The sequence below is a fragment of the Protaetiibacter mangrovi genome (assembly GCF_024752305.1).
Lineage (GTDB): Bacteria > Actinomycetota > Actinomycetes > Actinomycetales > Microbacteriaceae > Homoserinibacter > Homoserinibacter mangrovi.
Genome location: NZ_JANTHX010000004.1, coordinates 342,459 through 368,724, shown reverse-complemented (window position 1 = coordinate 368,724; position 26,266 = coordinate 342,459). Strand labels below are relative to the sequence as shown.

The 26,266-nt window shown below is 71.6% G+C and carries 26 protein-coding genes and 1 pseudogene; 6 read left to right on the top strand and 21 right to left on the bottom strand.

What is annotated here, in order from left to right; genetic code table 11:
- Nucleotides 1-59 precede the first annotated feature (59 nt).
- From guaA to guaB, 9 genes are all read right to left on the bottom strand, one after another.
- Nucleotides 60-1,640, bottom strand: a complete 1,581-nt coding sequence (guaA, locus tag NUH29_RS03985) for a glutamine-hydrolyzing GMP synthase (RefSeq protein WP_258797709.1) — start codon at nt 1,638-1,640, stop codon at nt 60-62.
- Nucleotides 1,637-2,086: a DUF3817 domain-containing protein gene (locus NUH29_RS03980; RefSeq protein ID WP_258797708.1), complete on the bottom strand. Its 450-nt coding sequence runs from the start codon at nt 2,084-2,086 to the stop codon at nt 1,637-1,639. Before NUH29_RS03980 ends, guaA begins: the two co-directional genes overlap by 4 nt.
- A 9-nt stretch (nt 2,087-2,095) precedes the next feature.
- Entirely contained in the window at nt 2,096-2,878 is a 783-nt protein-coding gene (locus NUH29_RS03975; protein ID WP_258797707.1) for an SURF1 family protein, read from the bottom strand.
- 17 nt (nt 2,879-2,895) lie between these two features.
- Complete coding sequence (locus NUH29_RS03970) at nt 2,896-4,326, bottom strand: cation:proton antiporter (protein ID WP_258797706.1); 1,431 nt, start codon at nt 4,324-4,326, stop codon at nt 2,896-2,898.
- Nucleotides 4,327-4,329: 3 nt separating this feature from the next.
- Nucleotides 4,330-4,854: a cation:proton antiporter regulatory subunit gene (locus NUH29_RS03965; protein WP_258797705.1), complete on the bottom strand. Its 525-nt coding sequence runs from the start codon at nt 4,852-4,854 to the stop codon at nt 4,330-4,332.
- Between the two features lie 57 nt (nt 4,855-4,911).
- Nucleotides 4,912-6,600, bottom strand: coding sequence for a glycerol-3-phosphate dehydrogenase/oxidase (locus NUH29_RS03960; protein ID WP_258797704.1), 1,689 nt, complete (start codon nt 6,598-6,600; stop codon nt 4,912-4,914).
- Between the two features lie 105 nt (nt 6,601-6,705).
- Nucleotides 6,706-7,827, bottom strand: a complete 1,122-nt coding sequence (locus NUH29_RS03955) for a GuaB3 family IMP dehydrogenase-related protein (protein ID WP_258797703.1) — start codon at nt 7,825-7,827, stop codon at nt 6,706-6,708.
- Nucleotides 7,828-7,862: 35 nt separating this feature from the next.
- Complete coding sequence (locus NUH29_RS03950) at nt 7,863-8,837, bottom strand: hypothetical protein (RefSeq protein ID WP_258797702.1); 975 nt, start codon at nt 8,835-8,837, stop codon at nt 7,863-7,865.
- Between the two features lie 161 nt (nt 8,838-8,998).
- The gene (gene guaB, locus NUH29_RS03945) at nt 8,999-10,501 is read right to left on the bottom strand and encodes an IMP dehydrogenase (protein ID WP_258797701.1); all 1,503 of its coding nucleotides are present in this window, start codon (nt 10,499-10,501) and stop codon (nt 8,999-9,001) included.
- Nucleotides 10,502-10,742: 241 nt separating this feature from the next.
- On the opposite strand from guaB, the gene NUH29_RS03940 reads away from it, so the two are divergent.
- Genes NUH29_RS03940 through NUH29_RS03920 form a run of 5 tightly spaced genes read left to right on the top strand, consistent with a single transcriptional unit; the run spans nt 10,743 to nt 15,708 of the window.
- The gene (locus NUH29_RS03940; protein ID WP_258797700.1) at nt 10,743-12,128 is read left to right on the top strand and encodes a branched-chain amino acid ABC transporter permease; all 1,386 of its coding nucleotides are present in this window, start codon (nt 10,743-10,745) and stop codon (nt 12,126-12,128) included.
- Nucleotides 12,129-12,139: 11 nt separating this feature from the next.
- Nucleotides 12,140-13,117 carry a branched-chain amino acid ABC transporter permease gene (locus NUH29_RS03935; protein WP_258797699.1) on the top strand — a complete coding sequence of 326 codons (978 nt, stop codon included), beginning with the start codon at nt 12,140-12,142 and terminating at the stop codon, nt 13,115-13,117.
- The gene (locus NUH29_RS03930) at nt 13,110-14,126 is read left to right on the top strand and encodes an ABC transporter ATP-binding protein (protein WP_258797698.1); all 1,017 of its coding nucleotides are present in this window, start codon (nt 13,110-13,112) and stop codon (nt 14,124-14,126) included. Before NUH29_RS03935 ends, NUH29_RS03930 begins: the two co-directional genes overlap by 8 nt.
- On the top strand, nt 14,123-14,872 hold the full coding sequence (locus tag NUH29_RS03925; RefSeq protein ID WP_258797697.1) for an ABC transporter ATP-binding protein: 750 nt from the start codon (nt 14,123-14,125) through the stop codon (nt 14,870-14,872). The genes NUH29_RS03930 and NUH29_RS03925 overlap by 4 nt, the downstream gene beginning before the upstream one ends.
- A gap of 29 nt (nt 14,873-14,901) precedes the next feature.
- A complete protein-coding gene (locus NUH29_RS03920) occupies nt 14,902-15,708 on the top strand; it encodes a hypothetical protein (RefSeq protein WP_258797696.1) in 807 nt (268 codons plus the stop codon).
- A gap of 69 nt (nt 15,709-15,777) precedes the next feature.
- On the opposite strand, the gene NUH29_RS03915 is transcribed toward NUH29_RS03920, so the two are convergent.
- From NUH29_RS03915 to groES, 4 genes are all read right to left on the bottom strand, one after another.
- Entirely contained in the window at nt 15,778-17,043 is a 1,266-nt protein-coding gene (locus NUH29_RS03915) for an ABC transporter substrate-binding protein (RefSeq protein WP_258797695.1), read from the bottom strand.
- 143 nt (nt 17,044-17,186) lie between these two features.
- Nucleotides 17,187-18,455 (bottom strand): ABC transporter substrate-binding protein, encoded by a 1,269-nt coding sequence (locus NUH29_RS03910; protein WP_258797694.1) that lies wholly within the window; start codon nt 18,453-18,455, stop codon nt 17,187-17,189.
- 56 nt (nt 18,456-18,511) lie between these two features.
- On the bottom strand, nt 18,512-19,450 hold the full coding sequence (gene rarD / locus NUH29_RS03905; protein ID WP_258797693.1) for an EamA family transporter RarD: 939 nt from the start codon (nt 19,448-19,450) through the stop codon (nt 18,512-18,514).
- Between the two features lie 89 nt (nt 19,451-19,539).
- The gene (gene groES, locus NUH29_RS03900; RefSeq protein WP_258797692.1) at nt 19,540-19,836 is read right to left on the bottom strand and encodes a co-chaperone GroES; all 297 of its coding nucleotides are present in this window, start codon (nt 19,834-19,836) and stop codon (nt 19,540-19,542) included.
- Between the two features lie 132 nt (nt 19,837-19,968).
- On the opposite strand from groES, the gene NUH29_RS03895 reads away from it, so the two are divergent.
- Nucleotides 19,969-21,150, top strand: a complete 1,182-nt coding sequence (locus tag NUH29_RS03895) for a class I SAM-dependent methyltransferase (RefSeq protein ID WP_258797691.1) — start codon at nt 19,969-19,971, stop codon at nt 21,148-21,150.
- Here NUH29_RS03895 and NUH29_RS03890 read toward each other — a convergent pair.
- From NUH29_RS03890 to NUH29_RS03860, 8 genes and pseudogenes are all read right to left on the bottom strand, one after another.
- Entirely contained in the window at nt 21,141-21,629 is a 489-nt protein-coding gene (locus NUH29_RS03890; protein WP_258797690.1) for a DUF6264 family protein, read from the bottom strand. The two genes, NUH29_RS03895 and NUH29_RS03890, sit on opposite strands and share 10 nt — an antisense overlap.
- Before the next feature lie 81 nt (nt 21,630-21,710).
- On the bottom strand, nt 21,711-22,160 hold the full coding sequence (locus tag NUH29_RS03885) for a DUF4190 domain-containing protein (protein WP_258797689.1): 450 nt from the start codon (nt 22,158-22,160) through the stop codon (nt 21,711-21,713).
- Between the two features lie 67 nt (nt 22,161-22,227).
- Complete coding sequence (tsaD, locus tag NUH29_RS03880) at nt 22,228-23,304, bottom strand: tRNA (adenosine(37)-N6)-threonylcarbamoyltransferase complex transferase subunit TsaD (protein WP_308445745.1); 1,077 nt, start codon at nt 23,302-23,304, stop codon at nt 22,228-22,230.
- A gap of 6 nt (nt 23,305-23,310) precedes the next feature.
- Nucleotides 23,311-23,733, bottom strand: a pseudogene (gene rimI / locus NUH29_RS14560) (ribosomal protein S18-alanine N-acetyltransferase); the annotation flags it as partial.
- A complete protein-coding gene (tsaB, locus tag NUH29_RS03875) occupies nt 23,730-24,341 on the bottom strand; it encodes a tRNA (adenosine(37)-N6)-threonylcarbamoyltransferase complex dimerization subunit type 1 TsaB (RefSeq protein WP_258797687.1) in 612 nt (203 codons plus the stop codon). The pseudogene rimI and the gene tsaB, both read right to left, overlap by 4 nt.
- A 9-nt stretch (nt 24,342-24,350) precedes the next feature.
- Nucleotides 24,351-24,821, bottom strand: a complete 471-nt coding sequence (gene tsaE / locus NUH29_RS03870) for a tRNA (adenosine(37)-N6)-threonylcarbamoyltransferase complex ATPase subunit type 1 TsaE (RefSeq protein WP_258797686.1) — start codon at nt 24,819-24,821, stop codon at nt 24,351-24,353.
- Nucleotides 24,818-25,912 (bottom strand): alanine racemase, encoded by a 1,095-nt coding sequence (gene alr / locus NUH29_RS03865; protein ID WP_258797684.1) that lies wholly within the window; start codon nt 25,910-25,912, stop codon nt 24,818-24,820. Before alr ends, tsaE begins: the two co-directional genes overlap by 4 nt.
- Nucleotides 25,909-26,265: a holo-ACP synthase gene (locus NUH29_RS03860; protein ID WP_258797683.1), complete on the bottom strand. Its 357-nt coding sequence runs from the start codon at nt 26,263-26,265 to the stop codon at nt 25,909-25,911. Before NUH29_RS03860 ends, alr begins: the two co-directional genes overlap by 4 nt.
- Between the last annotated feature and the right edge of the window lies 1 nt (nt 26,266).

The following is a 26,266-nucleotide window of genomic DNA, read 5'->3' as shown; positions in this document are numbered from 1 at the left end:
GCAGTCCCCTGAAGGGGTCTCCCCCCAACGGGGAGAGACAGGACGTTACCGCCCCGCGATCACTCCCACTCGATGGTGCCCGGCGGCTTCGACGTGACGTCGAGCACGACGCGGTTCACACCGGCGACCTCGTTGGTGATGCGGTTCGAGACTCGTGCGAGCCATTCGTACGGCAGCCGCGTCCAGTCGGCGGTCATGGCGTCCTCGCTCGACACCGGCCGCAGCACGATCGGGTGCCCGTAGGTGCGGCCGTCGCCCTGCACGCCCACCGAGCGCACGTCGGCGAGCAGCACGACCGGGCACTGCCAGATCTCGGCGTCGAGGCCCGCGGCGGTGAGCTCGGTGCGCACGATGAGGTCGGCGGCGCGCAGCGTCTCGAGGCGCTCCTCGGTGACCTCGCCGACGATGCGGATGCCGAGACCGGGGCCCGGGAACGGGTGCCGCGACACGATCGCCTCCGGGAGCCCCAGCTCGCGTCCGATCGCGCGCACCTCGTCCTTGAAGAGGGTGCGCAGCGGCTCGACGAGCTCGAACTGCAGGTCCTCGGGGAGTCCGCCCACGTTGTGGTGCGACTTGATGTTCGCGGTTCCCGTTCCGCCGCCCGACTCCACCACATCCGGGTAGAGCGTGCCCTGCACGAGGAAGCGGATGGGGTCGCCCTCCGCCGCGAACTCGGCGACCAGGTCGGCTTGAGCGGCCTCGAAGGTGCGGATGAACTCGCGCCCGATGATCTTGCGCTTCTGCTCCGGGTCGGAGACCCCGGCGAGCGCCGTGAGGAAGCGCTCGCGCGCGTCGACGGTCACGAGGCGCACGCCGGTCGAGGCGACGTAGTCCTGCTCGACCTGCTCGCGCTCGCCGGCGCGCAGCAGACCGTGGTCGACGAACACGCAGACCAGCTGGTCGCCGACGGCCTCGTGCACGAGGGCGGCCGCGACGGCCGAGTCGACCCCGCCCGAGAGCGCGCACAGCACGCGACCCGTGCCGACCTGAGCGCGGATGCGCTCCACCTGCTCGGCGATCACGTTGCCGCTGTTCCAGTCGGCGGGGATGCCGGCCGCACGGTGCAGGAAGTTCTCGAGCACCCGCTGCCCGAACGGGGAGTGCTTCACCTCGGGGTGCCACTGCACGCCGTAGAGCTTGCGGTCGTCGTTCGCGAACGCGGCGACCGGGGTCGACTCGGATGCGGCCAGCACGTCGAAGCCCGCGGGCGCCTTCACGACCGAGTCGCCGTGACTCATCCACGCGGTCTGCTCGATCGGCTGCTCGGCCAGCAGGGTGCCGCCGTCGGTGCCGGAGACGAGGCGCACCTCGGTCGACCCGTACTCGCGGGCGCCGGTCCTGGCGACCTCCCCGCCGAGCTGCTGGGCCATCACCTGGAATCCGTAGCAGATGCCGAGCGTCGGCACGCCGAGCTCCAGCACGCCCGGGTCGAGATCCGGCGAGCCCTCCTCGTAGACGCTCGAGGGGCCGCCCGAGAGCACGATGCCCACCGGGTTCTTCTCGGCCAGCTCGGCGGCGGTGATGGTGTGCGGGACGATCTCGCTGTAGACGCCGGCCTCGCGCACGCGGCGCGCGATGAGCTGGGCGTACTGGGCGCCGAAGTCGACGACGAGCACGGCGCGCTGAGCGGTCTCGCTCACGCGCTCACCTCCTCCGCGGCCTCCGCCGCATCCGTGGGCTGTTCGGTGGTGCGGATGCGCGCCTCGATGTAGGCGGGCACCTGGAACTCGAAGTAGTAGCTGAGGAAGGGCACGATGCCGCCGAGCGCGATGAACAGGAAGCGTCCGAAGCTGTAGCGCGCCAGGCGCCACATGACGAAGTCGCAGCCGAGGTAGAGCACGTACAGCCAGCCGTGCACGGTCAGGATCGCGATCGACAGGTTGATCGCGGTGAGGCTGTCCTTCGGGGTGAGCGCCAGGAATCCGAAGGGACCGCCGAGCTCGATGTCGACGCCGAAGCCGTAGCGCAGCACCATCATCACGACGAGCAGCAGCAGGAAGGTGCCGGTGATCGCCGCCGAGACGCGGTAGACCTTGAGCGCCGTCCGGAGGCGGGGGATGTCGGCGGAGCGGGGGCCTTCGGGCATGCACCCAGTCTAGGCGCGGGGCCCGGGCCCTTCCTGCTCCCACACGTCGCGCACCAGGCGGTACCAGAGGAAGACGGCGAACCCCGCGAACAGCACCCATTCGACCGCGTAGAAGATGTTGAGCCAGTTGAGGCTCGTGTCGCGGTAGGGCGCGGGTTGATGGATCGCGGCGAGCCCGGGCGTCGGGTCGGCGAGCACCACGTATCCCGCGTAGACCGGCCCCGGCTCCGCCCACAGGTTCACGAGCTCGCCGATCGACATGGCCTTCCGCTCGCCCTTCTCCACCTCGTTGAGCTGCGGCGACTCGGTCGGCAGGTAGCGCCCCGCGACCTCGAGGGTCTCCGGCACCTGCGCCTCGGCGGCGAGCGCCGCGTCCGCATCCGGTGCCCACCCGAGGCCGACGGCGAGCGAGTCGCCGTCCGCCGTGACGACGTGCGCGACGAGCCAGGCGCCCGCGACCCCGTCGTTCTCGCGGCCCGTCAGCACCGAGAAGTCGCCCGCCACGACGGTTCCGGATGCGGTGACCCGCTGCCCGATCGCCGCGTCGGTCATCGGCGTCTGCGGTTCGGCCACCTCGCTGAGCGGCACCGGCGTCTCGGTCGCGACCTCCGGCACCGTCGCGTTCTCGACGCTGCGCTCGAGCTGCCACTGGCCGAGCGCGGCGAAGCCGCTCGCGATCGCGATCGCGAGCACGAGCGCGCCGATCCAGCGCGGGCGCCGCGCGATGCGCAGGAACTGCGCGAGCGTCGGCGGCGGGGGCGTCTCCGCGTCGGGGGCGTGCGGCTCGGTCACCTCAGTACTCTGCCAGGTCAATACTCGGGATCCACCTCACGTGCGCGGCGCAGCTCGTCCTCGGTGAGGCCGTCCGACTGCGCGCGCGCCTGCTCGGCGCGACGCGCCTCGCGTTCGAGGGCCGAGTCGACGTCCGGAACCGTGTCCTCGATCACCGGCACCGGCACGGTGTCGAGGCGCTCGCCCGCCGCCACCTCCTCCGCGAGCGGGTCGCCCGCCATCGCCGCCTCCGCGAGCGCGAGCGCGCGGTCGCGTTCGGCGTCCGGCGCCACGGCCGACCGGCCCCGACGACCGAAGAGCCACGCCCCGGCGCGCTCCGAGTTCACGGCGAGCACCGGTCCGATCACGGCCATGCTCAGCACGTAGAGTCCCGCGAACGGCACGAGCCGGGGGTCGAGGCCCGCCGCCGACGCGAGGGTCGCGAGGATGAGGGCGAACTCGCCCCGGTTCTGCAGCATCGCCGAGACGTTGAGCCCCTCGGCTGGGGTGAGCTTGTTGATCCAGGCGATGAGCTGGCCGCCCGCCGTGTTGAGCACCAGGGTCAGCACCACCGCCGCCGTCACGGGCACCACGACCGAGCCGAAGTCGGCCGGGTCGAGCGAGAGGCCGAAGCTCAGGAAGAAGAAGGCGCCGAAGACGTCGCGCAGCGGGAGCGTGAACTGCTCGATGCGCGCCCGGAACCGGGTGGCGCCGAGCACGAGCCCGATCAGGAACGCCCCGATCGCATCCGAGACCCCCAGCAGCTCGCCGATGCCGCCGAAGGCGACGGCGAGGCCGAAGAACAGGATCGTGAACAGCTCGTCGTCGCGGGTCTGGATGAGGCGCGACACGAGCGAGCCGCCCCAGCGGGCGAGAGCGAACATCGCCACCAGGAACGTGAACGAGATCGCGAGCTCCAGCACGATCGACCCGACATCCGTCTCGCCGCTGATCACGACCGAGACGATCGCGAGGTAGATCGCGATGAAGACGTCCTCCACCACGGCGATGCCCAGGATCACGGGCGTCTCGCGGTTGGCGAGGCGGCGCAGCTCGATGAGGAGCTTCGTGACGATCGCGCTCGACGAGGTGGCCGTCATGCCCGCGATGATGAGCGCCTCGCGGCCGCCCCAGCCGACCATCATCCCGAACGCGAACCCGACGCCGAAGTTGATGAGCAGACGGGTGCCGCCCGAGATCAGCAGGGCCCGGGCGTTGCCGAAGAACTCGTCCTGGTCGAACTCGAGGCCGAGCGTGAACAGCAGGAAGATGAGGCCGAAGATCGCCACGAGCTCGACGTCGAGGGAGTCGAAGCTCAACGGGAACCAGGTGACGTGCGGGCTCGCGAGCAGCCCGATGATCATGTAGATCGGGATCGACGGCAGGCCGATCAGCTTGCCGAGTCGGCCGAGCACGTAGGCGATGACGAACAGGACGCCCAGGACAAGCAGATCTCCGCCGTGCTCCATCGTCTACTCCCCGGGGGGAGCGTCGCCCGAGCGCGCCTTGAAGTCGCCCGTGCGGTAGAACTGGAACGCCTTGGCCACCTTCTCGGGTGCCCCCGCCACCACCAGGGTGTCGCCGGGGAAGACCTTGAAGTCGGCGTCGGGGCCGGGGTTCGCCGAGTCGCCGCGCACGACGGCCACAACCGTCACCCCCGGCAGCCCGCGCTCGGTCATCGACCCGAGCGGCTGGCCGGCGATGTGGTGGTCGTAGTCGACGTGGAACCAGTCGATCGAGAGTCCGGGGATCTGGTCGAGCCCGCTCAGCGACTCGGTGATGCGCGTGCCGCCGAGCAGCTCCGCGAGGGTGTGCGCCTCGTCGTCGTCGAGCCGCAGCGAGACCTTGCGCGCGTCGCCGTCCTCGGCATCCGCGAACGAGATGAGGTCGGATGCGCCGGAGCGGTGCGTGATCACACCCACCTTGCCGCCGTCCTCCGTGACGAAGGTGTGCAGCACCCCCACGCCGGGGAGCTTGACCCGTCGGACGTCGACCATGGCAACTCCTCACACGCGCGCGGACGACTCCACCCTATCCGGGCGGGCTGCGCCGATTCAGACCTCGCGGGCCTCGAGGCGCACCCGTTCGGCGGATGCGTCGTCGGGTTCGAGTTGACTCGCGCGCTCGGCGGCGACCCGCTCCAGGTAGCGCTCGACCTCGTAGGCGATGCGCTCCTCATCCCAGCCGAGCACCTCGGCGATCAGGCGGGCAGCGACGGGCGCGGCCGAGACGCCGCGGTCCCAGGCCTCGATCGACATCCGGGTGCGTCGGGCGAGCACGTCGTCGAGGTGCAGAGCGCCCTCGTGGCTCGCCGCGTAGACGGCCTCGGCGGCCAGGTAGTCCTCGGATCCCGGCAGCAGCTGCCCGAGCTCGGGACGCTCCCGGATGAGGGCGAGCACCTCGCGGGCGTGGGTTCCGTAGCGGTTCAGCAGGTGGCCGACGGCGCCCGCCGTGAGCCCGTGCTTCCGCGCGATCCGGCCGCGGCGGTTCCAGGCGGCGGGGTAGCCCTCCGCGCCCGTCAGGCCGAGCTGCTCGGTCACCGACTCGGGGGCCGGGCGATCGAGCCCGCGCGCCACCGCATCCACCGTGTCCTTCGCCATCACCCGGTAGGTCGTGAGCTTCCCGCCCGCCACCACCACGAAGCCGGGCACCGGTGAGGCCACGATGTGCTCGCGGCTGAGCTTCGAGGTCTCGTCGCTCTCGCCCGCGAGCAGCGGTCGCAGGCCCGCGTAGACCCCCTCCACGTCGTCGCGGGTGAGCGGGGTGGCGAGCACCGTGTTGATGTGCTCGAGGATGTAGTCGATGTCGGCCGCCGTCGCCGCGGGATGCGCGAGCCCCTGGTGCCAGTCGGTGTCGGTCGTGCCGATGAGCCAGTGCCGCCCCCACGGGATGAGGAACAGCACGCTCTTCTCCGTGCGCAGCAGCAGGCCGATCGTGCCGCGGATGCGGTCGCGCGGCACCACGAGGTGCACGCCCTTGGAGGCCCGCACGCGGAACGGCCGCACGCCCGCCATCTCCTGCAGCTCGTCCGTCCAGACCCCGGTCGCCGACACCACCTGCCGGGCGCGGATCTCGAAGCGCTCCCCCGACTGGCGGTCGAGTGCCTCGACGCCGACGACTCGGGCGCCCTCGCGCAGCAGGCCCTCGACCTGCACGCGGCTCGCGGCGTGGGCGCCGTACTCGGCCGCGGTGCGCACGAGACTCGCCACGTAGCGCGCGTCGTCGACCTGGGCGTCGAAGTAGACGAGACCCCCGCGGAAGGCATCCGGATGCAGGTCGGGCGCCGCCTTCGCCAGCTGCCGCTTGGTCAGGTGCCGGTGGTGGGGCACCCCCGGCTCGCGTCCGCCCGTCCACGAGAACAGGTCGTAGAGCGTCATGCCGGCGCCGATGTAGGCCCGTTCGACGAGCGGCGTGGTGACCGGGTAGAGGAACTTGACCGGCTTGACGAGGTGGGGCGCGATCCGCTGCAGCAGCAGGCCGCGCTCGATGAGCGCCTCCCGCACCAGCCGGAAGTCGAGCTGCTCGAGGTAGCGGATGCCGCCGTGCACGAGCTTGGAGCTGCGGCTCGAGGTGCCCGATCCCCAGTCACGGGCCTCGACGATCCCGGTGCCGAGTCCGCGCGTGACGGCGTCGAGGGCCGTGCCGGCCCCGACGATCCCGCCGCCCACGACGAGCACGTCGAGCTCCCGCTCCCGCATCGCCGCGATCGCCTGCTCCCGCCCCGCAGGACTCAGCTCACCCATGTTCCCCACCCTAGGTCGGCACGAGGTGGTTCGCCGGAGACATGTCTGCGCCACCCCGGACACCCGCGCGCGGGTGTCCGGCCGTCGCGGCGGGTGTCCGGGCGCTCAGCTCTGCAGGTAGGGCGCGACGACGACCTCCACCCGCTGGAACTCCTTGAGGTCGGAGTACCCGGTGGTCGCCATGGACCGACGCAGCGCGCCGATGAGGTTCACCTGGCCGTCGGGGTGCGACGACGGTCCGAACAGCACCTGCTCGAGCGGGGCGATCGTGCCCACCGCGACGCGGTTGCCGCGCGGCAGCTCGGGGTGGTGCGCCTCGGCGCCCCAGTGCCAGCCGCCGCCGGGTGCCTCCTCGGCGCGGGCCAGCGTCGAGCCCAGCATCACCGCATCCGCGCCCATCGACACGGCCTTCACGATGTCGCCGCTGGTGCCGAGCCCGCCGTCGGCGATGACGTGCACGTAGCGGCCGCCCGACTCGTCGAGGTAGTCGCGACGCGCACCCGCCACATCCGCGACCGCGGTCGCCATGGGCGCGTGGATGCCGAGGCCCGTGCGCGTCGTGCTCGCCGCCCCGCCGCCGAAGCCCACCAGCACGCCCGCCGCACCGGTGCGCATGAGGTGGAGCGCGGCGGTGTAGGTGGCGGCGCCGCCGACGATCACCGGCACGTCGAGCTCGTAGATGAACTTCTTGAGGTTGAGGGGCTCGACCGTCTTGCTGACGTGCTCGGCCGACACCGTGGTACCGCGGATGACGAAGAGGTCGACGCCGGCGTCCAGCACCGCCTGGGAGTGCTCCTGGGTGCGCTGGGGGCTGAGGGCGCCGGCGACCGGCACGCCGGCGGCGCGGATCTCGGCGAGGCGCTGCTTGATCAGCTCGGGCTTGATCGGCTCGGCGTAGAGCTCCTGCATGCGCGCGGTGGCGCCGTCGGCCGCGAGCGAACGGATCTCGGCGAGCACGGGCTCCGGGTTCTCGTAGCGCGTCCAGACGCCCTCGAGGTCGAGCACGCCGAGACCGCCGAGCCGGCCGATCGCGATGGCCGTCGCGGGGCTCACGACCGAGTCCATGGGGGCCGCGAGCACGGGGATGTCGAACGTGAACGCGTCGATCGTCCAGCTGACGCTGACGTCCTTCGGGTCGCGCGTGCGGCGGCTCGGCACGATCGCGATGTCGTCGAAGGCGTATGCACGCCGCGCGCGCTTGGCCCGGCCGATCTCGATGTCGCTCACCGCTCCACCCTAGTTGTTGGGCGTTCTAGACATGTCTACGCCCCGAAAGACACCCGCGAGGCGGTATCCAGGTGCACGTATCGCTGTCTGCTCCTCGGAACTCCCGCTTCTTCGAGGAGCCGCGCGAGCCGCCGAGGATCGAGGAGATCGTCCCAGACGATCCGCACGACCGTCCGCACGTGGCGGCGCAACCGGTCCTCGCGCCGCTTCTCACGCCAGACGACCTCGGCTGGGTCGCCGCGGGAGAACTCGTCGCGCGTGTACTTCATCTTCCCGTCGAACTCCGCCGCGATCCCGAGCTGCGGCCAGCAGAAGTCGACCAGCATCGATCCGTCGCCATCGCGGAACTCGTGCTGCAGAACCGGCGCGACGAATCCGAGTGCGTGCATGATCGCGCGGGCGAGAGACTCCCCGAACGATTCGGATGCGGCATCCGCGAACCCGAGCGCGGCCGCGCACCGCGCGGCGCCGGAGGCGGGAGACCACTCCTCGAGGAAGTCGCGGAGCGCATCCTTCGCCGTCGCACCGCTCCGAAGCGCGGCATCGAGCGTCGCGACGCCGTTCGCGAAGCCGTCCAGCAGGACGACATCGAACAGGGTCCGCTCGAGGCAGGTGCTCGGCACGCCCCGCACGAGCGCGCTGTGACGTTCATCCCATCGCGCCGACGTCCGGACCACGCCGGGTTCGGCGGTGCCGCCTCCGCGATACGGCATCAGAAGGGTGACGTGCTCCGGCCATCGGCGTCGCACCGGAACACCGTGGAGCGCGGCGGCGGAGTATCCGGCCGCCAGCGCAGGCGACCCCGTCCGGAGCTGGGAGAAGACCGCGCGGGTCCGGGCGATGTGGCGTTCGCGCTCGCTCGCAGCGTCCCACTCCGCGCGCGCGACGTAGACGCCCCGGCGGATGCGGATGAAGTGACCCGCGCGGGCAGCGCGCCGGAACGCTCGCGCATCCTCCCCTGCGGCGACCAGTTCGTCGATGTAGATGAGAGCCGGGCTGAGATCGACCATGCCGGGAGGATGCCCGGCTGCGTCCGCGCGCTCCGGACCGCGCCGCACCACGGTGGACGTACTCCCGCCCGCGACGCCGGTGAAGGACAAGATTCCGAACACCTGGACACCCGCGCGCGGGTATCCACCCGGCCATAGACATGTCTATGGCCAGCAGAGACTCAGCGGGAGTAGTTGGGGGCCTCGACCACCATCTGGATGTCGTGGGGGTGCGACTCCTTGAGGCCGGCCGGGGTGATGCGCACGAACTTGCCGCGCTGCTTCAGCTCGTCGACGGTGCGGGCGCCGACGTAGAACATCGACTGGCGGAGGCCGCCGACCAGCTGGTACATCACGGCGCCGAGCGAACCGCGGTAAGCCACCCGGCCCTCGATGCCTTCGGGGATCAGCTGCGCATCCGAGGGCACGTCGGCCTGGAAGTAGCGGTCGCGGGAGTACGAGGTCTTCTTGCCCCGGTCGCTCATCGCGCCGAGCGAGCCCATGCCGCGGTAGTTCTTGAACTGCTTGCCGCCGACGTAGACCAGGTCGCCGGGCGACTCGTCGGTGCCGGCGAGCAGCGAGCCGAGCATCACGGTGTCGGCACCCGCCACGAGCGCCTTGGCGATGTCGCCCGAGTACTGCAGGCCGCCGTCGGCGATCACCGGGATGCCGTGCTCGCGCGCCGCGAGCGACGCCTCGTAGACGGCGGTCACCTGGGGCACGCCGACACCCGCGACGACGCGCGTGGTGCAGATCGAGCCGGGCCCGACGCCGACCTTGACGGCGTCCGCGCCCGCGTCGACGAGCGCCTGCGCGCCCGAGCGGGTGGCCACGTTGCCGCCGATGACGTCGATGTGCGCGAACGCCGGGTCGGCCTTGAGGCGGCGGATGATGTCGATCACGCCCGCGGAGTCGCCGTTCGCGGTGTCGACGACGATCACGTCGACCCCCGCATCGCGGAGCGCCCCGGCGCGGTCCCACGCGTCGCCGAAGAAGCCGATCGCTGCGCCGACCCGCAGGCGGCCCTCGTCGTCCTTCGTGGCGTTCGGGTACTTCTCGGTCTTCTCGAAGTCCTTCACGGTGATGAGCCCGCGCAGCCGGCCCTCGCCGTCGACGAGCGGCAGCTTCTCGATCTTGTGCTGCGCGAAGATCGCGACCGCGTCGTCCGGGTCGATGCCCTCGGGTGCCGTGATAAGCGGCGCCTTCGTCATGACGTCGCGCACGAGCGTCGACGCCTTCTCGAACGGCGACACGAAGCGCATGTCGCGGTTCGTGATGATGCCCACGAGCTTGCCGTCGCCCTCGACCACCGGCAGGCCCGAGACGCGGAACGTGCCGCACAGCTCGTCGACCTCGGCGACCGTCGCATCCGGCGTCGTGGTGACGGGGTTGGTGATCATGCCCGACTCGGAGCGCTTCACCTTGTCGACGTGGGTGGCCTGGTCGGCGATCGAGAGGTTGCGGTGCAGGATGCCGATGCCGCCCTGCCGCGCCATCGCCACGGCCATGCGCGACTCGGTCACGGTGTCCATGGCGCTCGAGAGCAGCGGCGCGTTCACGCGGATGCGGCGGGTGAGACGCGAGGAGGTGTCGGCCTCGCTCGGGATCACGTCGGTGTGCGCCGGAAGGAGCATGACGTCGTCGTACGTGAGTCCGACGAATCCGAACGGATCGGGCTGGTCCATGGTGTCCTCTGTGGGTCGCGATGAGGGGAGCCCGGCTGCGTCGCTGGAGACCGGTAGTCCATCTTAACGGTTCGATCCCGAAGCGCATTCCCGACGCGACCCCGGTGGACGGATGCCGGAGAGGTGAACATACTGTTCGAACGCGGTATGCGTTCGAAACACGAAGGCAACATTGCGTAAGTAGCGTCAAGGTCGACGAGGACAGCCCGGTCTCGTCATGCCCCGAAGTCTTGGAGGTTCCGTGGCTCTCGCTCGAACAGCGGCCGTCCCACGGCTGGGCCGCGCACTCGTCGCGGCCTTCGTCTTCGCAGCGACGGCGTTCGCGCTGTTCGCCGCCGCCGCGCCCGCGCACGCCGATCCGGTCGATCCGGCCACCGCGGACCAGACCATCCAGGTGTGGGTGCGCAACAACGCCGACAAGGCGGGGGTGGCGGGCGTGGGCGTCTCGGTGACCGGTGACGGTTTCGACGAGTCGTTCACGACCGGCGACGACGGCAAGGTCATCGTCGGCCTCGAGGACGCCGGCACCTACACCGTGACCCTCGACGAGTCGACGATCCCGGCGGGCATGGGTCGCCCCAACGCGATCAGCCGCGACGTGCAGGTGTTCTCCGGCAACAAGAACCAGCCCGCGAACTTCCTCATCGACCCGAGCTTCGCGCCGGACGCGACGGGCTCGGGCACGGGAGACGGGGCGAGCGAGTCGCCCACCGAGACGCCGGGTGCATCCACCGGCAGCTCGCAGGACATCGCGGGTCTCGTGATCCAGAAGATCGTGACGGGCCTGATCTTCGGTCTGCTGCTCGCGCTCGCCGCGATCGGCCTCTCGCTCATCTACGGCACGACGAGCCTCAACAACTTCGCGCACGGCGAGCTCGTCACCTTCGGCGGGCTCATGGCGTTCACCTTCGGCAACCTGCTGGGGCTCCCGGCGGTGCTCGCCATCCCCATCGCGGTGATCCTCGGCGGCGCCTTCGGCTGGACCCAGGACGCGGTGCTCTGGAAGCCGCTGCGCAGGCGCGGCCTCAAGCTCATCCCGCTCATGATCGTCACGATCGGCCTGTCCTTGGTGCTGCGCTACCTCTTCGCGTTCATCTGGGGCGCCGACCGGATGACGCTCGCGAACGACCCGAAGCCGTTCCTCGTGCTCGGCCCGGTGAGCCTGCGCTTCACGGATGTCTTCGGCGCCGGCCTCGCGATCGTCGTGCTCCTGGTCGTCGCGTTCGTGCTCATGCGCACCAAGATCGGCAAGGCGATGCGCGCCGTCTCCGACAACCGCGCCCTCGCCGCCGCATCCGGCATCAACGTCGAGCGCGTCATCCGGGTCGTGTGGGTCGGCGGCGGGGCGCTCGCCGCCCTCGCCGGCGTCTACGTCGCCTACTACCAGGGCCTGCGGTGGGACACCGGAGCCGCGATCCTGCTGCTCATCTTCGCGGCGGTCACGCTCGGCGGCCTCGGCACCGCGTTCGGCGCCCTCGTCGGCTCGCTCGTGCTGAGCGTCTTCATGAACCTGTCGACGCTGTGGATCCCCGAGAACCTCAAGATCGTCGGCGCGCTCGTCGTGATGATCCTCATCCTCCTGTTCCGACCGCAGGGCATCCTCGGTCGACGCGAGCGGATCGGCTAAGGGAGACGGACATGGACTTCAACTTCATCCCCCTGGCGTTCGGCGAGGTCTTCTCGCCCACCACGGCCGCGTACGCGCTCGCCGCGATCGGCCTCGCCGTGCACTTCGGCTTCGCGGGGCTGCTCAACTTCGGCCAGGCCGGCTTCATGGCGCTCGGAGGGTACGCGTTCGCGGTCACGACCGTGATCTTCGGCCTGCCGGTGTGGATGGGCTTCCTGATGGTCATCGCGGTGTCGGTGGTCTTCGCGCTCATCCTCGGCATCCCGACCCTCCGGCTGCGGGCCGACTACCTGTCGATCGTCACCATCGCGGCCGCCGAGATCGTGCGCCTGTCGGTCAAGACGCCCGAGTTCTCGGATGTCACGGGCGGTTCCGAGGGCATCAACGGCGCGGGCCGGGTCTTCAACGAGGCCACCAACCCGCTGCCCGACGGCCGCTGGGGCGTGGGCGTGCTCACCTACTCCTCGGCCCAGTGGTGGCTCATCATCGTCGGCTGGGCGATGGTCGCGATCGCGTGCCTGCTGGTCTGGCTGCTGACCCGGAGCCCGTGGGGACGCGTGCTGCGCGGCATCCGCGAGGACGAGGACGCGGTGCGCAGCCTCGGCAAGAACGTCTACCAGTACAAGATGCAGGCGCTCATCATCGGCGGCGTCATCGGCGGCTTCGGCGGGTTCCTGTTCATCCTCCCGAGGTCGCTGCAGCCCGACAACTACGGCACCCAGATGACGTTCTTCCTCTACACGATCCTGCTGCTCGGCGGCGCCGCGACGGTCTTCGGGCCGGTGCTCGGATCGATCATCTTCTGGGTCGTGCTCTCGCTCTCGGACGGGGTCCTGTCGCTGCTGGTGTCGAACGGCTGGTTGCCGATCGCGACCACCCAGCAGGGTCCGATCCGCTTCATCATCGTCGGCGTCGCGCTCATGCTGCTCGTGATCTTCCGGCCGCAAGGCATCCTCGGCAAGAAGAAGGAGGCGCTGTTCAGTGCCTGAGAAGACCCCCGTCTCCGACATCCTCGCGGGCGAGGCGGCCCCCGGCTGCGCCAAGAAGGATCCGATCCTCGTCGCCGATCACGTCTCCCGCCACTTCGGCGGCCTGACGGCGGTCGACGTCGCGCACGTCGAGATCCCGCGCGGATCGATCACCGCCCTCATCGGACCGAACGGCGCCGGCAAGACGACGCTGTTCAACCTGCTCACCGGCTTCGACAAGCCGAACACCGGCACGTGGACGTTCGACGGCCAGTCGCTCGGCGGCGTGCCGGCGTTCAAGGTCGCACGCCGCGGCATGGTGCGCACCTTCCAGCTCACGAAGGCCCTGTCGGCCATGACGGTCATCGAGAACATGCGCCTCGGCGCGACCGGGCAGGGCGGCGAGAACGTGTTCGCTAGCGTGATCCGGCCGCTCTGGCGCGGGCGCGAGGCGGAGATCACCGAGCAGGCGGAGGGGCTCCTGGCCCGCTTCAAGCTCGACACGAAGCGCGACGACTACGCCGGCTCGCTCTCGGGCGGCCAGCGGAAGCTGCTCGAGATGGCCCGTGCGCTGATGACCCGCCCGAAGATGATCATGCTCGACGAGCCGATGGCGGGCGTGAACCCGGCGCTCACCCAGTCGCTGCTGGAGCACATCCTGAGCCTCAAGGACGACGGCACGACGGTGCTGTTCGTCGAGCACGACATGCACATGGTCAACGAGATCGCCGACTGGGTGATCGTGATGGCGGAGGGCAAGGTGGTGGCCGAGGGGCCGCCCAGCACCGTCATGAACGACCAGGCGGTCATCGACGCCTATCTGGGTGCGCACCACGACGTCGACCTCGGCACGATCGAGGGTCGACTCGAGGTCGCCGAGGAGATGGACTCGGAGGCCGTGCGCGAGGAGGCGGAGGAGGAGGCCGAAGCGGCCGGCATCCCCGTCGAGCACGCCACCCCCGACGCCGAGGCGACGCCGGCGAAGACCCCCAGGAAGAAGCCCGCCGCGAAGGACGAGGTGACCCCGTGACCGAGACAGTGCTCAAGACCACCGACCTGGTGGCCGGCTACATCCCGGGCGTCAACATCCTGAACGGATGCAACGTCTACGTCGAGAAGGGCGAGCTGGTCGGCATCATCGGGCCGAACGGCGCCGGCAAATCCACGCTGCTGAAGGCGATCTTCGGGCTCGTCAACGTGCGCGGCGGCTCGATCGAGCTCGAGGGCACGGACATCACCGGGCTCGGCACCGACAAGCTCGTGTCGCGCGGCGTCGGATTCGTGCCGCAGACCAACAACGTGTTCGCGACGCTCACCATCGAGGAGAACCTCCAGATGGGGATCTACCAGAACCCGAAGGCGTACAAGGAGCGACTCGACTTCGTGACGAGCCTGTTCCCGGAGCTCGGCAAGCGGCTCAAGCAGCGCGCCGGATCGCTCTCGGGCGGCGAGCGCCAGATGGTCGCGATGTCGCGGGCGCTCATGATGAACCCGAGCGTGCTGCTGCTCGACGAGCCGAGCGCGGGGCTCTCGCCCGTCCGACAGGACGAGACCTTCATCAACGTCTCGCAGATCAACCGCGCGGGCGTCTCGGTGATGATCGTCGAGCAGAACGCCCGACGCTGCCTGCAGATCTGCGACCGCGGTTACGTGCTCGACCTCGGGCGCGACGCCTACACCGGCACCGGTCGCGAGCTCATGCACGACCCGAAGGTCATCGAGCTGTACCTCGGCACGCTCGCCGCGGACCAGGAGAAGGCACGCACCGGCGCCTGAGGCGGGCGTCGGCCGGCGCGACCGCCATCGTGGTCGCCGTCGGGACGTTCTCCGCGTGCGCACCCGCCCCGGACGAGCTGCCCGAGGGCGTCACGGTCGAGCTCGTGCAGTACCGCTTCGACTACGGTCCGCGACGGCTGCAGCTGGCGGTCGGCAACGATTCGACGCACGAGGTGCGCGTGACGCGGGTGGAGCTGCGCTCCCCCGTCTTCGCGGAGCCGGTCGCGTACGACCGCGGCCAGGACGTGCCGATCGGCAGCACCCGGGATCTGCCGGTGCTGCTCGCGGCACCCGTGTGCGACGCGGATGCGGCGGTCACCGCCGAGGTCGCGGTCACCGCGATCGTCGACGGGCGCGCGGCCGAGGGCGTCGTCGTGCCGACGGATCCGCTCGGCTGGCTGGACCGCATCCACGCCGACGACTGCCGCTCCGCCGCGCTCGCCGCATCCGCGACGTTCACGGTGGGCCCGTTCCGGGTCGACCGCGCGACGGAGCGCCCGACCGGGTACCTGACGATCTCGGGAAGAGCCGTCGACGGCGGCCCGCCGGCGAGCGTGCCGACGATCGACCGCACGATCCTGTTCCGCCCTGCCGACGCGCAGCCGGGGTGGCCGGTCGACTGGGCCTTCGACTCCGACGATGCGGAGCAGAGCGCCGAGCTCGCGCTCGTGCCGAGCAACTGCAACCCCCACATCCTCGCGGAGGACAAGCGCGGCACGTTCTGGCCGCTCGAGGTGGAGCTGGCGGACGGCGACTCCGGGATCGTCTACCTCGCCTCCGACGATGCGCTCCGCGCCGAGCTCTACTCCTTCTTCCAGGAGTACTGCGGCTTCTGATCGCACCGGGCGCACGCGACGGGGGCCCGGTCCCTGCGGACCGAGCCCCCGAAGCGGTTGGCGTGACTCTTACTCGAGCTTGCCGTAGACCTGGTCGATGCCCTCCGACGCGTTGCCGGTCGAGTACTGGAAGATCGACACGTAGGCCTCGGTCGGGTCGCCGTTCTCGTCCCACGTGATCGGGCCGGAGACACCGTCGTAGTCGATGTCCTCGCCGGAGGCGATCAGGTCGGCGCACTCCGCGAAGGTCGTGCACTTGGTGCCGTCCTCCGAGACCGACTGCAGGTTGTCACGGATGGTGGCACCGTCGGTGGCACCGCCCTGGAGCGCCGCGAGGGCGATCAGGATCGTGCCGTCGTACGACTCCGCACCGTAGGAGAAGACCGTCAGCGGCTCGGAAGCGACGCTGTTGAGCTTGTCCTGGAAGTCGGTCGGAGCCAGCACGCCCGGGTTGGTGAACTGCGCGCCCGCGATGTCGACGTTGGTGTCGTCAGGGGTGATGACACCGTAGTTGCCGTCGACGCCGTACAGGTTGGCGAAGTCGAAGCCCTGACCGGCGAGCTGCTCGGCGATCGTCTTGAGCTCGTCGAACGAGATCACGACGAGAGCGTCGGGGCTGCCCGAGAGGAGCGTCTGGATGGCCGACGTGAAGTCGGTCGAGGCCGGCTCGAAGATCTGCTCACCCGAGATGGTGACGCCGTTCGACTCGAGCGACTCCTTGAGGTTCGACTCGAGGCCGGTGCCGTAGGCGTCGTTCATGTACAGGATCGCGACGTTGGTCTTGCCGTCGGCGGCGATCTTGTTGCCGAGGATGCGGCCCTGCAGCACGTCCGACGGAGCGGTGCGCCAGTAGTAGCCGTCGTCCGGGTAGTCCGTGAAGTCGGGCGAGGTGTTCGCCGGCGACAGCTGCACGACACCGGCCTGGGTCACCTGGTCGATGAAGGTCTTCGACACACCGGACGAAGCGGCACCGATGATCGCCGAGACGCCGTCCGCGAGGAGCGCGGTGGCCGACTGGGTCGCGATGTCGGTGGTGGTGTCGCCGGAGTCCTTGTGCTCGACGCTGATCGAGATGCCCTTGTCGGCGTCGTTGATCTCCTTGACGGCGAGGTCGACACCCGCGAACTCGGGCGGTCCGAGGACGGCCAGGGTTCCGGTCTGCGGCAGGATCGTGCCGATCTTCAGCGCGAGGCTGTCGCTCGAGCCGCTGTCGTCGCCGCCGTTGTCGGTTGCGCAGCCGCTCAGGATGAGCGCGGCGGCGCCGGCGAGCGCGAGGCCGCTGACGACCAGACGCTTCGCGCGGGGCGCCGATGCGCTCCGGGAAAATGCACCCATGATGCTCCTTGGAGTGTGAACAGGTCGCGCGCGCCAGTTTGCGCGCGCGTGAATGTCACGGTACGGGCCGCCCGATGCGTTCACAATACGAAGGTGTTACAGGGGTGTAACGCGACCAAAACGTTATCCGGGGCGCCCCGGGATCAGCCCGTGACCGGGCCCGTGGCCGCGTACTTGTTCTCGCCGTTGTAGGAGAAGACGGTGTAGGTGGCGATCGTCGGGTCGCCCGCACCGTCGAGGCGCAGCGGTCCGACGAGACCCTCGTAGGCGATGTCGGGCTCGGTCTCGAGCACATCCGCGCACTCGCCGAAGCTCGTGCAGCGGATGCCCTCGCGGGTGACCCCGACGAGCCGGTTCGCGATCGACGGACCGCCGTCGTCGCCGGCGACGAGCGCAGCGAGCGCGGCCATGATCGTCGCCTCGTAGGCCTCCGCGCCGTAGCGCGCGTCGGTGAGTCCCGGATCCTCGACCTTGAGCTTCGCGACGAACGCGGCGTCGGGCTGGATGCCCTCGAGGATGCCGTTCGCGCCGTTCAGGGTGCCGGCCGGCAGGGCCTGCGAGTAGTCGGCCAGGTTCTGCGTGGTGAGCCAGAGCTTGCCGCCGCCGTACCCTGCAGCGACGAGGGCCGTGATGAGCGCCTTGGTGACGTCGCCGTTGTCGGGTGTCGCGAGCACGACCGCGTCGGGCTTGACCTTGGTCGCCTTCGCGACCGCCGCCGCGACACCTGCGGCAGCGTCGACGGTCGCCGTGGCGACCAGCTCATCCCCGTGGTCGGCCAGCGACGACTCGAGCGGGGAGGCGATCGAGGAGCTCACGTCGTCGGAGCCGACGATCAGCGCGACGGCATCCGCGCCCTTCTCGGCGAGCAGCTGCCCGAGCACCACGCCCTGGTGCGGGTACGCGGGGATCGTGCGCGCGAAGAAGCCCTCGGCCGTGGACCCGACACCCGGATACGTGGCCGCGGGCGAGACGAGCGGGATGCCGGCCTCGACGGCCAGAGGCAGCAGGCGCGTGGCGAGCACGGAGGAGCTCGGGCCGATGACGACGTCGACGCCCTTGTCGACGAGAGCGGCGAAGGACGCCTCAGCGGTCTGGGTCGACGCGTCGCCGGAGTCGCGGTTGACGACCTCGACGGGCGCGCCCAGCACACCGCCCGCCGCGTTGATCTCGCGGATGGCGGCGTTGACCCCGGCGACCTGCGCGGCGCCGAGGAAGGCGGTCGCGCCCGTCGTGGGGAACAGGGTGCCGATGCGCAGCACGCCGTCGCCGCTCGGCGCGACCGGGGTCTCGGTGGGGGTCGGGGTCGGGGTCGGCATCGGGGCTGCGGTGCACGCCGCGAGCGAGATCGCGAGCGCGAGCGCCGCGGCCGCCGAGGCGAGAGGACGGCGTCGGGGCGTGATCGCGCGCGGCATCCGGTTCCTCCTCCTCGGGCCGGCGGGGCCGGCCACGCCGCGACCCTACCGCGCCGTCACGCGGTGGGGAGGGAGGCGCGACGACCCGCCCGAGCCGCCCGGATCATGTCGACGGTGAGCAGCACGAGGGCCGCCCAGACCAGGCAGAAGCCGATCCACCGCCCCACCGGCATCGGTTCGTGCAGCAGGAACACGCCGGTGAGGAACTGCAGCACCGGTGCGAGGTACTGGGTCAGCCCGAGCGCGACGAGGGGGAGCCGGCGCGCGGCGGAGGCGAACAGGAGCAGCGGGGTCGCCGTGATCACGCCCGTGGCGATCATGAGCAGCAGGTGCACGGGCCCGGAGCTGCCGAAGGTGAGCCCGAGCGTCGCCTGGGTGATGATCAGCTGCACGACGGCGACGGGCGCGAGCCACACGGTCTCGAGCGTCAGCCCGGAGACGGCGTCGACCTGCGCGCCCACGCGCTTCTTGATGAAGCCGTAGAAGCCGAACGAGAACGCCAGCGCGAGGGCGATCCACGGGAAGGCGCCGTAGCCGACGGCGATCACGAGGATCGCGACGAGCGAGATGCCGACCGCGGCCCACTGCAGCGGCCGCAGCCGCTCCCGCAGCACGATCACGCCGAGCGCGACCGTGATCACCGGGTTGATGAAGTACCCGAGCGAGCCCTCGACGACGTGACCGCTCAGCGTCGCCAGCACGAAGACCTGCCAGTTGACGTAGATGAACGCCCCGGCCAGCGCCATCGTGAACAGCACGCGCGGCTGCCGGGCGAGGCCGGCGAGCGTCCGCCAGCCGCGGGTCACGGTGAGCAGGATCGCGCAGAACCCGAGGGACATGAGGATGCGGAAGGCCACGATCTCCCACGGGCTCGCGGGATCCAGCAGCAGGAAGAAACCGGGCAGGAAACCCCACAGCCCGTAGGCGGCGACCGCGTAGAGCAGGCCCGCACCCTGCCCCCCGACTCGGGTCGGGGCAGGGGGGTTCGCACTCACCTCGTCAGGCTAGCCGCCGCATCCGGACCCCGGAGACGCGAAAGGCCCCGATGGCAGGGCCACGGGGCCTTTCGGCAGGATGTCGTCGCTCAGCGGACGACGACCGCGAGCACGTCGCGGGCCGAGAGCACGAGGAACTCCTCGCCGCCGAACTTGACCTCGGTGCCGCCGTACTTGGAGTAGAGCACCTTGTCGCCGACGTTGACGTCGAGGGGCACGCGGTTGCCGTTGTCGTCGATGCGGCCGGGGCCTACGGCGACGACCTCGCCCTCCTGCGGCTTCTCCTTGGCGGTGTCCGGGATGACCAGACCCGACGCGGTGACCTGCTCGGCTTCGACCTGCTTGATGACGATGCGATCCTCGAGCGGCTTGATGGAGACCGACACGTGTGACCTCTTTCTGAAGACTCAGGGTTTGGCACACTCCCTTCGAGAGTGCCAGGACAACTATAGGCCCGGATTAGCACTCATTCAATCCGACTGCCAACGGGCCGGTCCCCACGGCAGTAGCGTGAGGGCATGACGCCCGAGGAGCTGCGCGCGCTGCTGACCCCCGAGGGCCTGCGGCTGCTCGACGAGGTCGGCGGCATCTCCGCCGACGCCGACGTGGTGCGGATCGTGTCGCGCCTGCGCGCCGCCGGGCATCCGCCGGAGCTCGTGTCGGCGGTGCTCACCCAGGCACGGTTGCGCACGCGCGCCCGGGCGCGCTTCGGCGAGTTCGCCGATCGGATGCTGTTCACGCCGGACGGGCTCGAGCAGGCGACCCGCCTCCCCGTCGCGGCGGTGCACGCGGGCCGCCTGGCGCGGGCGGGCATGACCTCGGTGGCCGATCTGGGATGCGGGATCGGCGCGGACGCCCTGGCGTTCGCCGGCCTCGGTCTGCGGGTCGTCGCCGTCGAGCGCGACGAGGTGACGGCGGCGCTCGCGTCCTACAACCTGGCCCCGTTCCCCCAGGCCCGCGTCGTGCACGGCGACGCGCTCGAGGAGGAGCCCGGCGAGGTGGACGCCCTCTGGTTCGACCCGGCGCGGCGCGGCGGCGGGAAGCGCAGCCTGGACCCGGCGGACTGGTCGCCCGCACTCGACGCCGTATTCGCCCGCGCCGCCGAGCGCCCCTCCGGGGTCAAGCTCGGCCCGGGCCTCGACCACGAGCTCCTCCCCGAGGGGGTCGAGGCGCAGTGGGTGTCGGTCGACCGGGAGGTCGTCGAGCTCGTCGTGTGGAGCGGCGCGCTGGCGCGGAACGGCGTCGGGCGCTCCGCGTTGCTGCTCGGCGCGGGCGGCGCGGCAGAGCTCACCGCGGCCGGCCCGGCACCGGATGCCGAACCCGGCCCGCTCGGCGAGTACCTGCTCGAGCCGGACGGCGCCGTCATCCGCGCCCGGCTCATCGGCGAGCTCGCCCGCCGGGTCGACGGTCGGATGATCGATCCGACGATCGCGTGGATCACGAGCGACGCGTCGCCCGCGACGCCGTTCGGCCAGGCGTTCCGGGTGCGCGAGGTGCTGCCCTTCGACGAGCGCAAGCTCAAGTCGGCCCTGCGCGAGCGCGGAATCGGAACCCTCGAGATCAAGAAACGCGGGGTCGATGTCGACCCCGCGTCACTGCGCGCCCGGCTCGGGCTGCGCGGGTCGCAGTCCGCGACCCTGGTGCTGACGAGGATCGCCGGCTCGCGCTCGGCGATCCTCGTCGACCGCGTTCAGTTGTAGTAGCCGCCGTAGTAGCTGCCGAAGCTGGCGAACAGGATGATCGGCAGGATCACGCTCACCAGGAACACGATGAGGCCGAGGGCGATCGACACGAAACCGCCGATGATGCCGATGAGCCACATCCACTTGGGGGCCTGCGGCTCGCGCTTCTTGCCCATGAAGCCGAGGATGACGGCGGCGATGCCGGGCAGCAGGCCGAAGCCGCCGAACCAGGCGAGCAGGAAGCCCACGATGCCGAGGATGAACGAGACGAGGCTGAGCGTCTGCTTCACCGGGGCGGCGGGGGCGGCGCCGGCGGCCGGCGCGGCGGCGGGAGCCGCGTAGGGGTTCGCGGGAGCCGCGGCGGGCTCGGCGACCGGCGGCACGGGGGCGGCCGGGGCTGCGGGCTCGGCGACCGGCGGGACCGGTGCGGCGGCCGGCTCGGCCGCGGCGGGGGTCGTGGGCTCCTCGGGCGCAGCCGGGGTGGTGGGGTCGGTCATGGACGGGCTCCTTCGATGTGGTGGACCTCGCCCATGCTCCCAGCGCGCCTCCGGACTGTCAACGCGGGCTCCCCCGACGGATCAGTAGTAGCTGCTCTGGCTCACCGCGAGCACGATGAAGCCGATGTAGAGCGCGATGAAGATCAGCTGCAGGCCGCCGAGCACGTAGCCCGTGATGAGGCCGCCGAGCGCCATCCCGCGCCCGCCCTCGCCGCGAGCGCGGATCTGCGAGAGCGCGATGTGGCCCAGGATCACGCCGGCGATGCACGCGAGCGCGCCCACGAGCAGTCCGGCGAGCGAGCAGACCAACGAGGCGATCGCCACGCCGTTGGTGCGCGGCGCGTACGCGTAGGCCGCGCCGGACGTCGAGTAGGGCGCGAGCCCCGGAGCAGGCCCCGTCGGCACCGGCTGGTAGCTCGACGGGACCGCCCCGACGGCGTACGGGTTCGCGGGCGCAGCGTACGGATTCGCGGGCGCGGCATACGGGTTCGGCGCGGGCTCGAACGGTGCGGGCGCGGTGGGCTCGGACATGATCTCCCTCGGGTCCCGGCCATCGTCGCAGCGGCGCCGCCGCGGGGCAACCACCCGTTCGGGTGCGTCAGGCCTGGATCTCGGTCACCGGCAGCGTGGAGTCGGCGCCGACGCCGAGACTCGACGGCGGATGCCCCGCCGCGATCAGCTGCGCGGCGAGCGAGGCGATCATGGCGCCGTTGTCGGTGCACAGCGACAGGGGCGGGATGCGCAGGGCGACCCCGGCATCCGCGCAGCGCTCGACCGCCGCCTCGCGCAGGCGGCGGTTCGCCACCACGCCGCCGCCGAGCAGGAGCCGCGGGACGCCGAGGTCGCGGCAGGCGGCGAGCGCCTTGGTGAGCAGCACGTCGACGACCGCCTCGCGGAAGCTCGCGGCGACGTCGGCAACCGGCACCGGCTCTCCTGCCGCGACCGCCGCCTCGACATGCCGGGCGACGGCGGTCTTGAGCCCCGAGAACGAGAAGTCGTAGCGGTGCCGCTCGAGATCCTTGGGGGCCGTGAGCCCCCGCGGGAAGCGGATGGCCGTCGGATCGCCGGCGGCGGCCGCCCGGTCGATCTCGGGACCTCCCGGATACGGGAGCCCGAGCAGCCGGGCCACCTTGTCGAACGCCTCGCCCGCGGCGTCGTCGATCGTCTCGCCGAGCAGTTCGACATCCGAGACGAGGTCCCGCACGAGCAGCAGCGAGGTGTGGCCGCCGGACACGAGCAGCGCGATCGTCGGAAGCTCGAGCTCGCCCTCGCCGACGAGCGGCTCGTGGTTCAGCAGGTCGGCGCCGACGTGCCCGACGAGGTGGTTGACGGCGTAGAAGGGCTTCCCGGTGGCGACCGCGAGCGCCTTGGCCGCGCCGACGCCGACCATGAGCGCGCCGGCGAGGCCCGGGCCGCTCGTGACGGCGACCGCGTCGAGGTCGGCGAGCCGGACGCCCGCCACCCGCAGCGCCTCCTCGATCGTCGGCGTGAGCGCCTCGAGGTGGGCACGGGCGGCGATCTCGGGCACCACGCCGCCGTAGCGCGCGTGCTCGTCCATCGAGCTGGCGATGACGTTCGCGAGCAGCTCGGTGCCCCGCACGATGCCGATCCCGGTCTCGTCGCAGCTCGTCTCGATGCCGAGCACGAGGGCGCGCTGGAGGTTCCGAGTGCGCATCACCACCGCATCCACCCCATCGGGCTGGTAGTAGGCGGGGCGGATGGCGATGCGCTCGAAGCCGCGGCTCGCGTAGAGCGCCTCGGCGCCGGGGTTGTCGGCGCGCACCTCGAGGAAGACCTCCTCGGCGGCCCGTGCGCGTGCCTCGGCGAGCAGCGCGTCGAGAAGCGCGGCCCCGATCCCCCCGCGACGCGACGCCTCGGCGACGGCGATCGTCTGCACGTCTGCCTGGCCGCTGCCGCGCGGGGCGAGGAGTCCGGCGTAGCCGACCACGGCGTCCGCGTCGACCGCCACGAGGTAGTAGCCGTGCGCGCCCACGATCTCGGCCGCCAGCATCTCGCGCGACCACGCGTCGCTCGGGAAGGTGACCTGCTCGAGGGCGTCGATCGCGTCGAGGTCGTCCGGGGTCGCGGCGCGGAGGCGGATCACGGGGTCACCTTCTTCGGCGTCGAGAGGGTCACGTCGGGCGCACGCAGGTACACGGGCTCGCTCGGCCCGGGCTGCGCTCCCGCGTCGAGCCGGGCGAGCGCCAGCAGCCCGAGCAGACCCGCGTCGATCGTCGCGGCGTCGACGCGCACGTAACCGGCGACGGAGGTGACAACGTCGAGGTCCGCGACGGGCACGAGCGACGGTCCCTCGAGGCGCACCGGGAGGCCATCGGCACCGGGAGCCGCGTACCTCGACCACGCCAGCTCGCGGCGACGCGCGTCCGTCACGACGAGCACCGCTTCGCTGCGTCCGTACGCGACGGCGTCGTGCGAGACGACGGGCAGCACGGGACGGCCGATGCCGAGGGCGAAGGCCCGCGCCGCCGCGATGCCCACCCGCAGCCCGGTGAACGGGCCGGGGCCCATGCCGACCGCGACACCCTCGAGCCCGTCGGGGGCGACCCCCGCCTCGGCGAGCACCTCGGAGATGAAGCCTCCGATCAGCTCGGCGTGGCCCCGGGTGTCGGCGCTCGTGCGCTCCGCACGTGTGCCGGCGCGATCGACGACGGCGACGCTCGTCCCCGTCGAGGTGTCGATCGCCAGCAGCACCGCACCAGCCTAGATCGCGACGCCCTCCCACCGCGGGCCGTGGGCGGCGAGACGCACGTGGCGCGGGGCGTCGTCGTCCGCCGGGTCGCCGCCGAGGGGGCGCACGAGATCGAGCACGAGCCACGACTCGAGCTCGCCGTCGAGCTTGTCGGCCGCCCACTCGACGACCGTGATCGAGCCGGCCAGGTCGAGGTCGAGGTCGTCGAGCTCGGCGGCCGAACCCAGCCGGTACGCGTCGACGTGCACGAGCGGCACCCCGGATGCCGTCGGATGCGTGCGGGCGAGCACGAAGGTCGGGCTCGTGACGGCGCCGCGGGCGCCGAGGGCGCTGCCGATCCCGCGGGTGAGCGTCGTCTTGCCCGCACCCAGCTCGCCGTTCAGCAGCACCACGTCGCCCGCCCGCAGCTGCGCCGCGATCCGGGCGCCGAGCGCCTCCATGGCCTCCGCATCCGGCACGACCAGGTCGATCGCCTCGGTCACACCGGCACCCGCTCGACGCGGCGCCCCACCCGGGTGACGATCTCGTAGCCGATCGTGCCCGCGGCATCCGCCCAGTCGACCGCGCCCGGCACGCCCTCGGCGGGGTCGCCCCACACGATCACCTCGTCGCCGACCCGCACCTCGGCGTCTCCGACGTCGACGACGAACTGGTCCATCGCGATGCGGCCCACCTGCGGGTACCGCACGCCGTCGATCGCGACCTCCGCGCGCCCGGAGGCGTGGCGGGGGATGCCGTCGGCATAGCCGAGCGGCACGAGCGCGAGGGTCGTGTCGCCCGCGGTGCGGTGGGTGAAGCCGTAGGACACGCCCGCCCCTGCCGGAACCCTGCGCACGGCGGCGACCTCGGTCACGAGCTCCATGACCGGGCGCAGCCCGAGCGCCGCCGCGTCGACCGCCGCGTCGGGTGCGACGCCGTACAGGGCGATCCCCACCCGGACGAGGTCGAGACGGGCGTCGGGCTCGGTCAGGGCGGCGAGACTCGCCGCGAGATGCCGCAGCTCGGGGTCGAGCCCGGCGGCGCGCGCCGCAGCGACGGCCGAGGCGAAGCGGTCGAGCTGGGCGGCATCCTCCTGCGGCGAGGTTCCCGAGAGGTGGCTCATGAGCCCCCGCACCCGTAGGCGCCCCGCGCGCTCGAGCTCCGCGGCGCGTGCGAACAGCCGGGGCGCATCCTCGGGGGCGATGCCGTTGCGGCTGAGGCCGGTGTCGAGCTTGAGATGCACGGTCGCGCCCGCCGCAGCGGCAGCCTCGAGCTGGGCGGCCGTCGACACCCCCACATCGACGCCGCGCGCGACGGCGACCCCGAAGTCGGGCGAGCCGGCATGCAGCCAGGCGAGGATGGGCGCCGCGATCCCCGCCTCCCGCAGGGCGAGCGCCTCGTCGAGGTCGGCCACGCCCAGCCAGTCGGCGCCCGCGTCGACCGCTGCGCGGGCGACCGGCACGGCACCGTGTCCGTAGGCGTCGGCCTTCACGACCGCCATGAGGCGCGAGGGTGCGACGGTGCGGCGCAGCAGCTCGACGTTCCCCGCGAGCGCGTCGAGTCGGATGCGGGCCTCGCGCCGGGGGGACGTCATCCGTGCGCCTCGGCGACGACCGTCGCCACCGCGACGCCCGCGTCGTGGCTCATCGAGACGTGCACGGCGGCGATGCCGCGGCGCTCGAGCAGGGCGGCGAGGGGGCCGGCGACGACGAACGACGGGTTGCCGGTGACGTCGGACGCGATCGCCATGTCGACCCAGTTCACGTCCTCGGCATCCCCGAGAGCCTTAACGAGCGCCTCCTTGGCGGCGAAGCGCGCGGCGAGCGAACGCACCGGCAGGCCGCGTTCGCTCTCGGCGAACAGGCGCTCGCGCAGTCGAGGGGTCCGGGTCACGGCGCGTTCGAAGCGCGCCTGATCGACGACGTCGACGCCGAGCCCGACGATCACG

Bases quoted from the DNA above. Each gene is read 5' to 3' on its own strand.
- NUH29_RS03980 (WP_258797708.1), bottom strand. From the start codon at position 2,086: ATGCCCGAAGGCCCCCGCTCCGCCGACATCCCCCGCCTCCGGACGGCG.
- NUH29_RS03970 (WP_258797706.1), bottom strand. From the start codon at position 4,326: ATGGAGCACGGCGGAGATCTGCTTGTCCTGGGCGTCCTGTTCGTCATC.
- NUH29_RS03965 (WP_258797705.1), bottom strand. From the start codon at position 4,854: ATGGTCGACGTCCGACGGGTCAAGCTCCCCGGCGTGGGGGTGCTGCAC.
- NUH29_RS03960 (WP_258797704.1), bottom strand. From the start codon at position 6,600: ATGGGTGAGCTGAGTCCTGCGGGGCGGGAGCAGGCGATCGCGGCGATG.
- NUH29_RS03950 (WP_258797702.1), bottom strand. From the start codon at position 8,837: ATGGTCGATCTCAGCCCGGCTCTCATCTACATCGACGAACTGGTCGCC.
- guaB (WP_258797701.1), bottom strand. From the start codon at position 10,501: ATGGACCAGCCCGATCCGTTCGGATTCGTCGGACTCACGTACGACGAC.
- NUH29_RS03935 (WP_258797699.1), top strand. From the start codon at position 12,140: ATGGACTTCAACTTCATCCCCCTGGCGTTCGGCGAGGTCTTCTCGCCC.
- NUH29_RS03915 (WP_258797695.1), bottom strand. From the start codon at position 17,043: ATGGGTGCATTTTCCCGGAGCGCATCGGCGCCCCGCGCGAAGCGTCTG.
- NUH29_RS03910 (WP_258797694.1), bottom strand. From the start codon at position 18,455: ATGCCGCGCGCGATCACGCCCCGACGCCGTCCTCTCGCCTCGGCGGCC.
- NUH29_RS03895 (WP_258797691.1), top strand. From the start codon at position 19,969: ATGACGCCCGAGGAGCTGCGCGCGCTGCTGACCCCCGAGGGCCTGCGG.
- NUH29_RS03890 (WP_258797690.1), bottom strand. From the start codon at position 21,629: ATGACCGACCCCACCACCCCGGCTGCGCCCGAGGAGCCCACGACCCCC.
- NUH29_RS03885 (WP_258797689.1), bottom strand. From the start codon at position 22,160: ATGTCCGAGCCCACCGCGCCCGCACCGTTCGAGCCCGCGCCGAACCCG.
- tsaD (WP_308445745.1), bottom strand. From the start codon at position 23,304: ATGCGCACTCGGAACCTCCAGCGCGCCCTCGTGCTCGGCATCGAGACG.
- alr (WP_258797684.1), bottom strand. From the start codon at position 25,912: ATGACGTCCCCCCGGCGCGAGGCCCGCATCCGACTCGACGCGCTCGCG.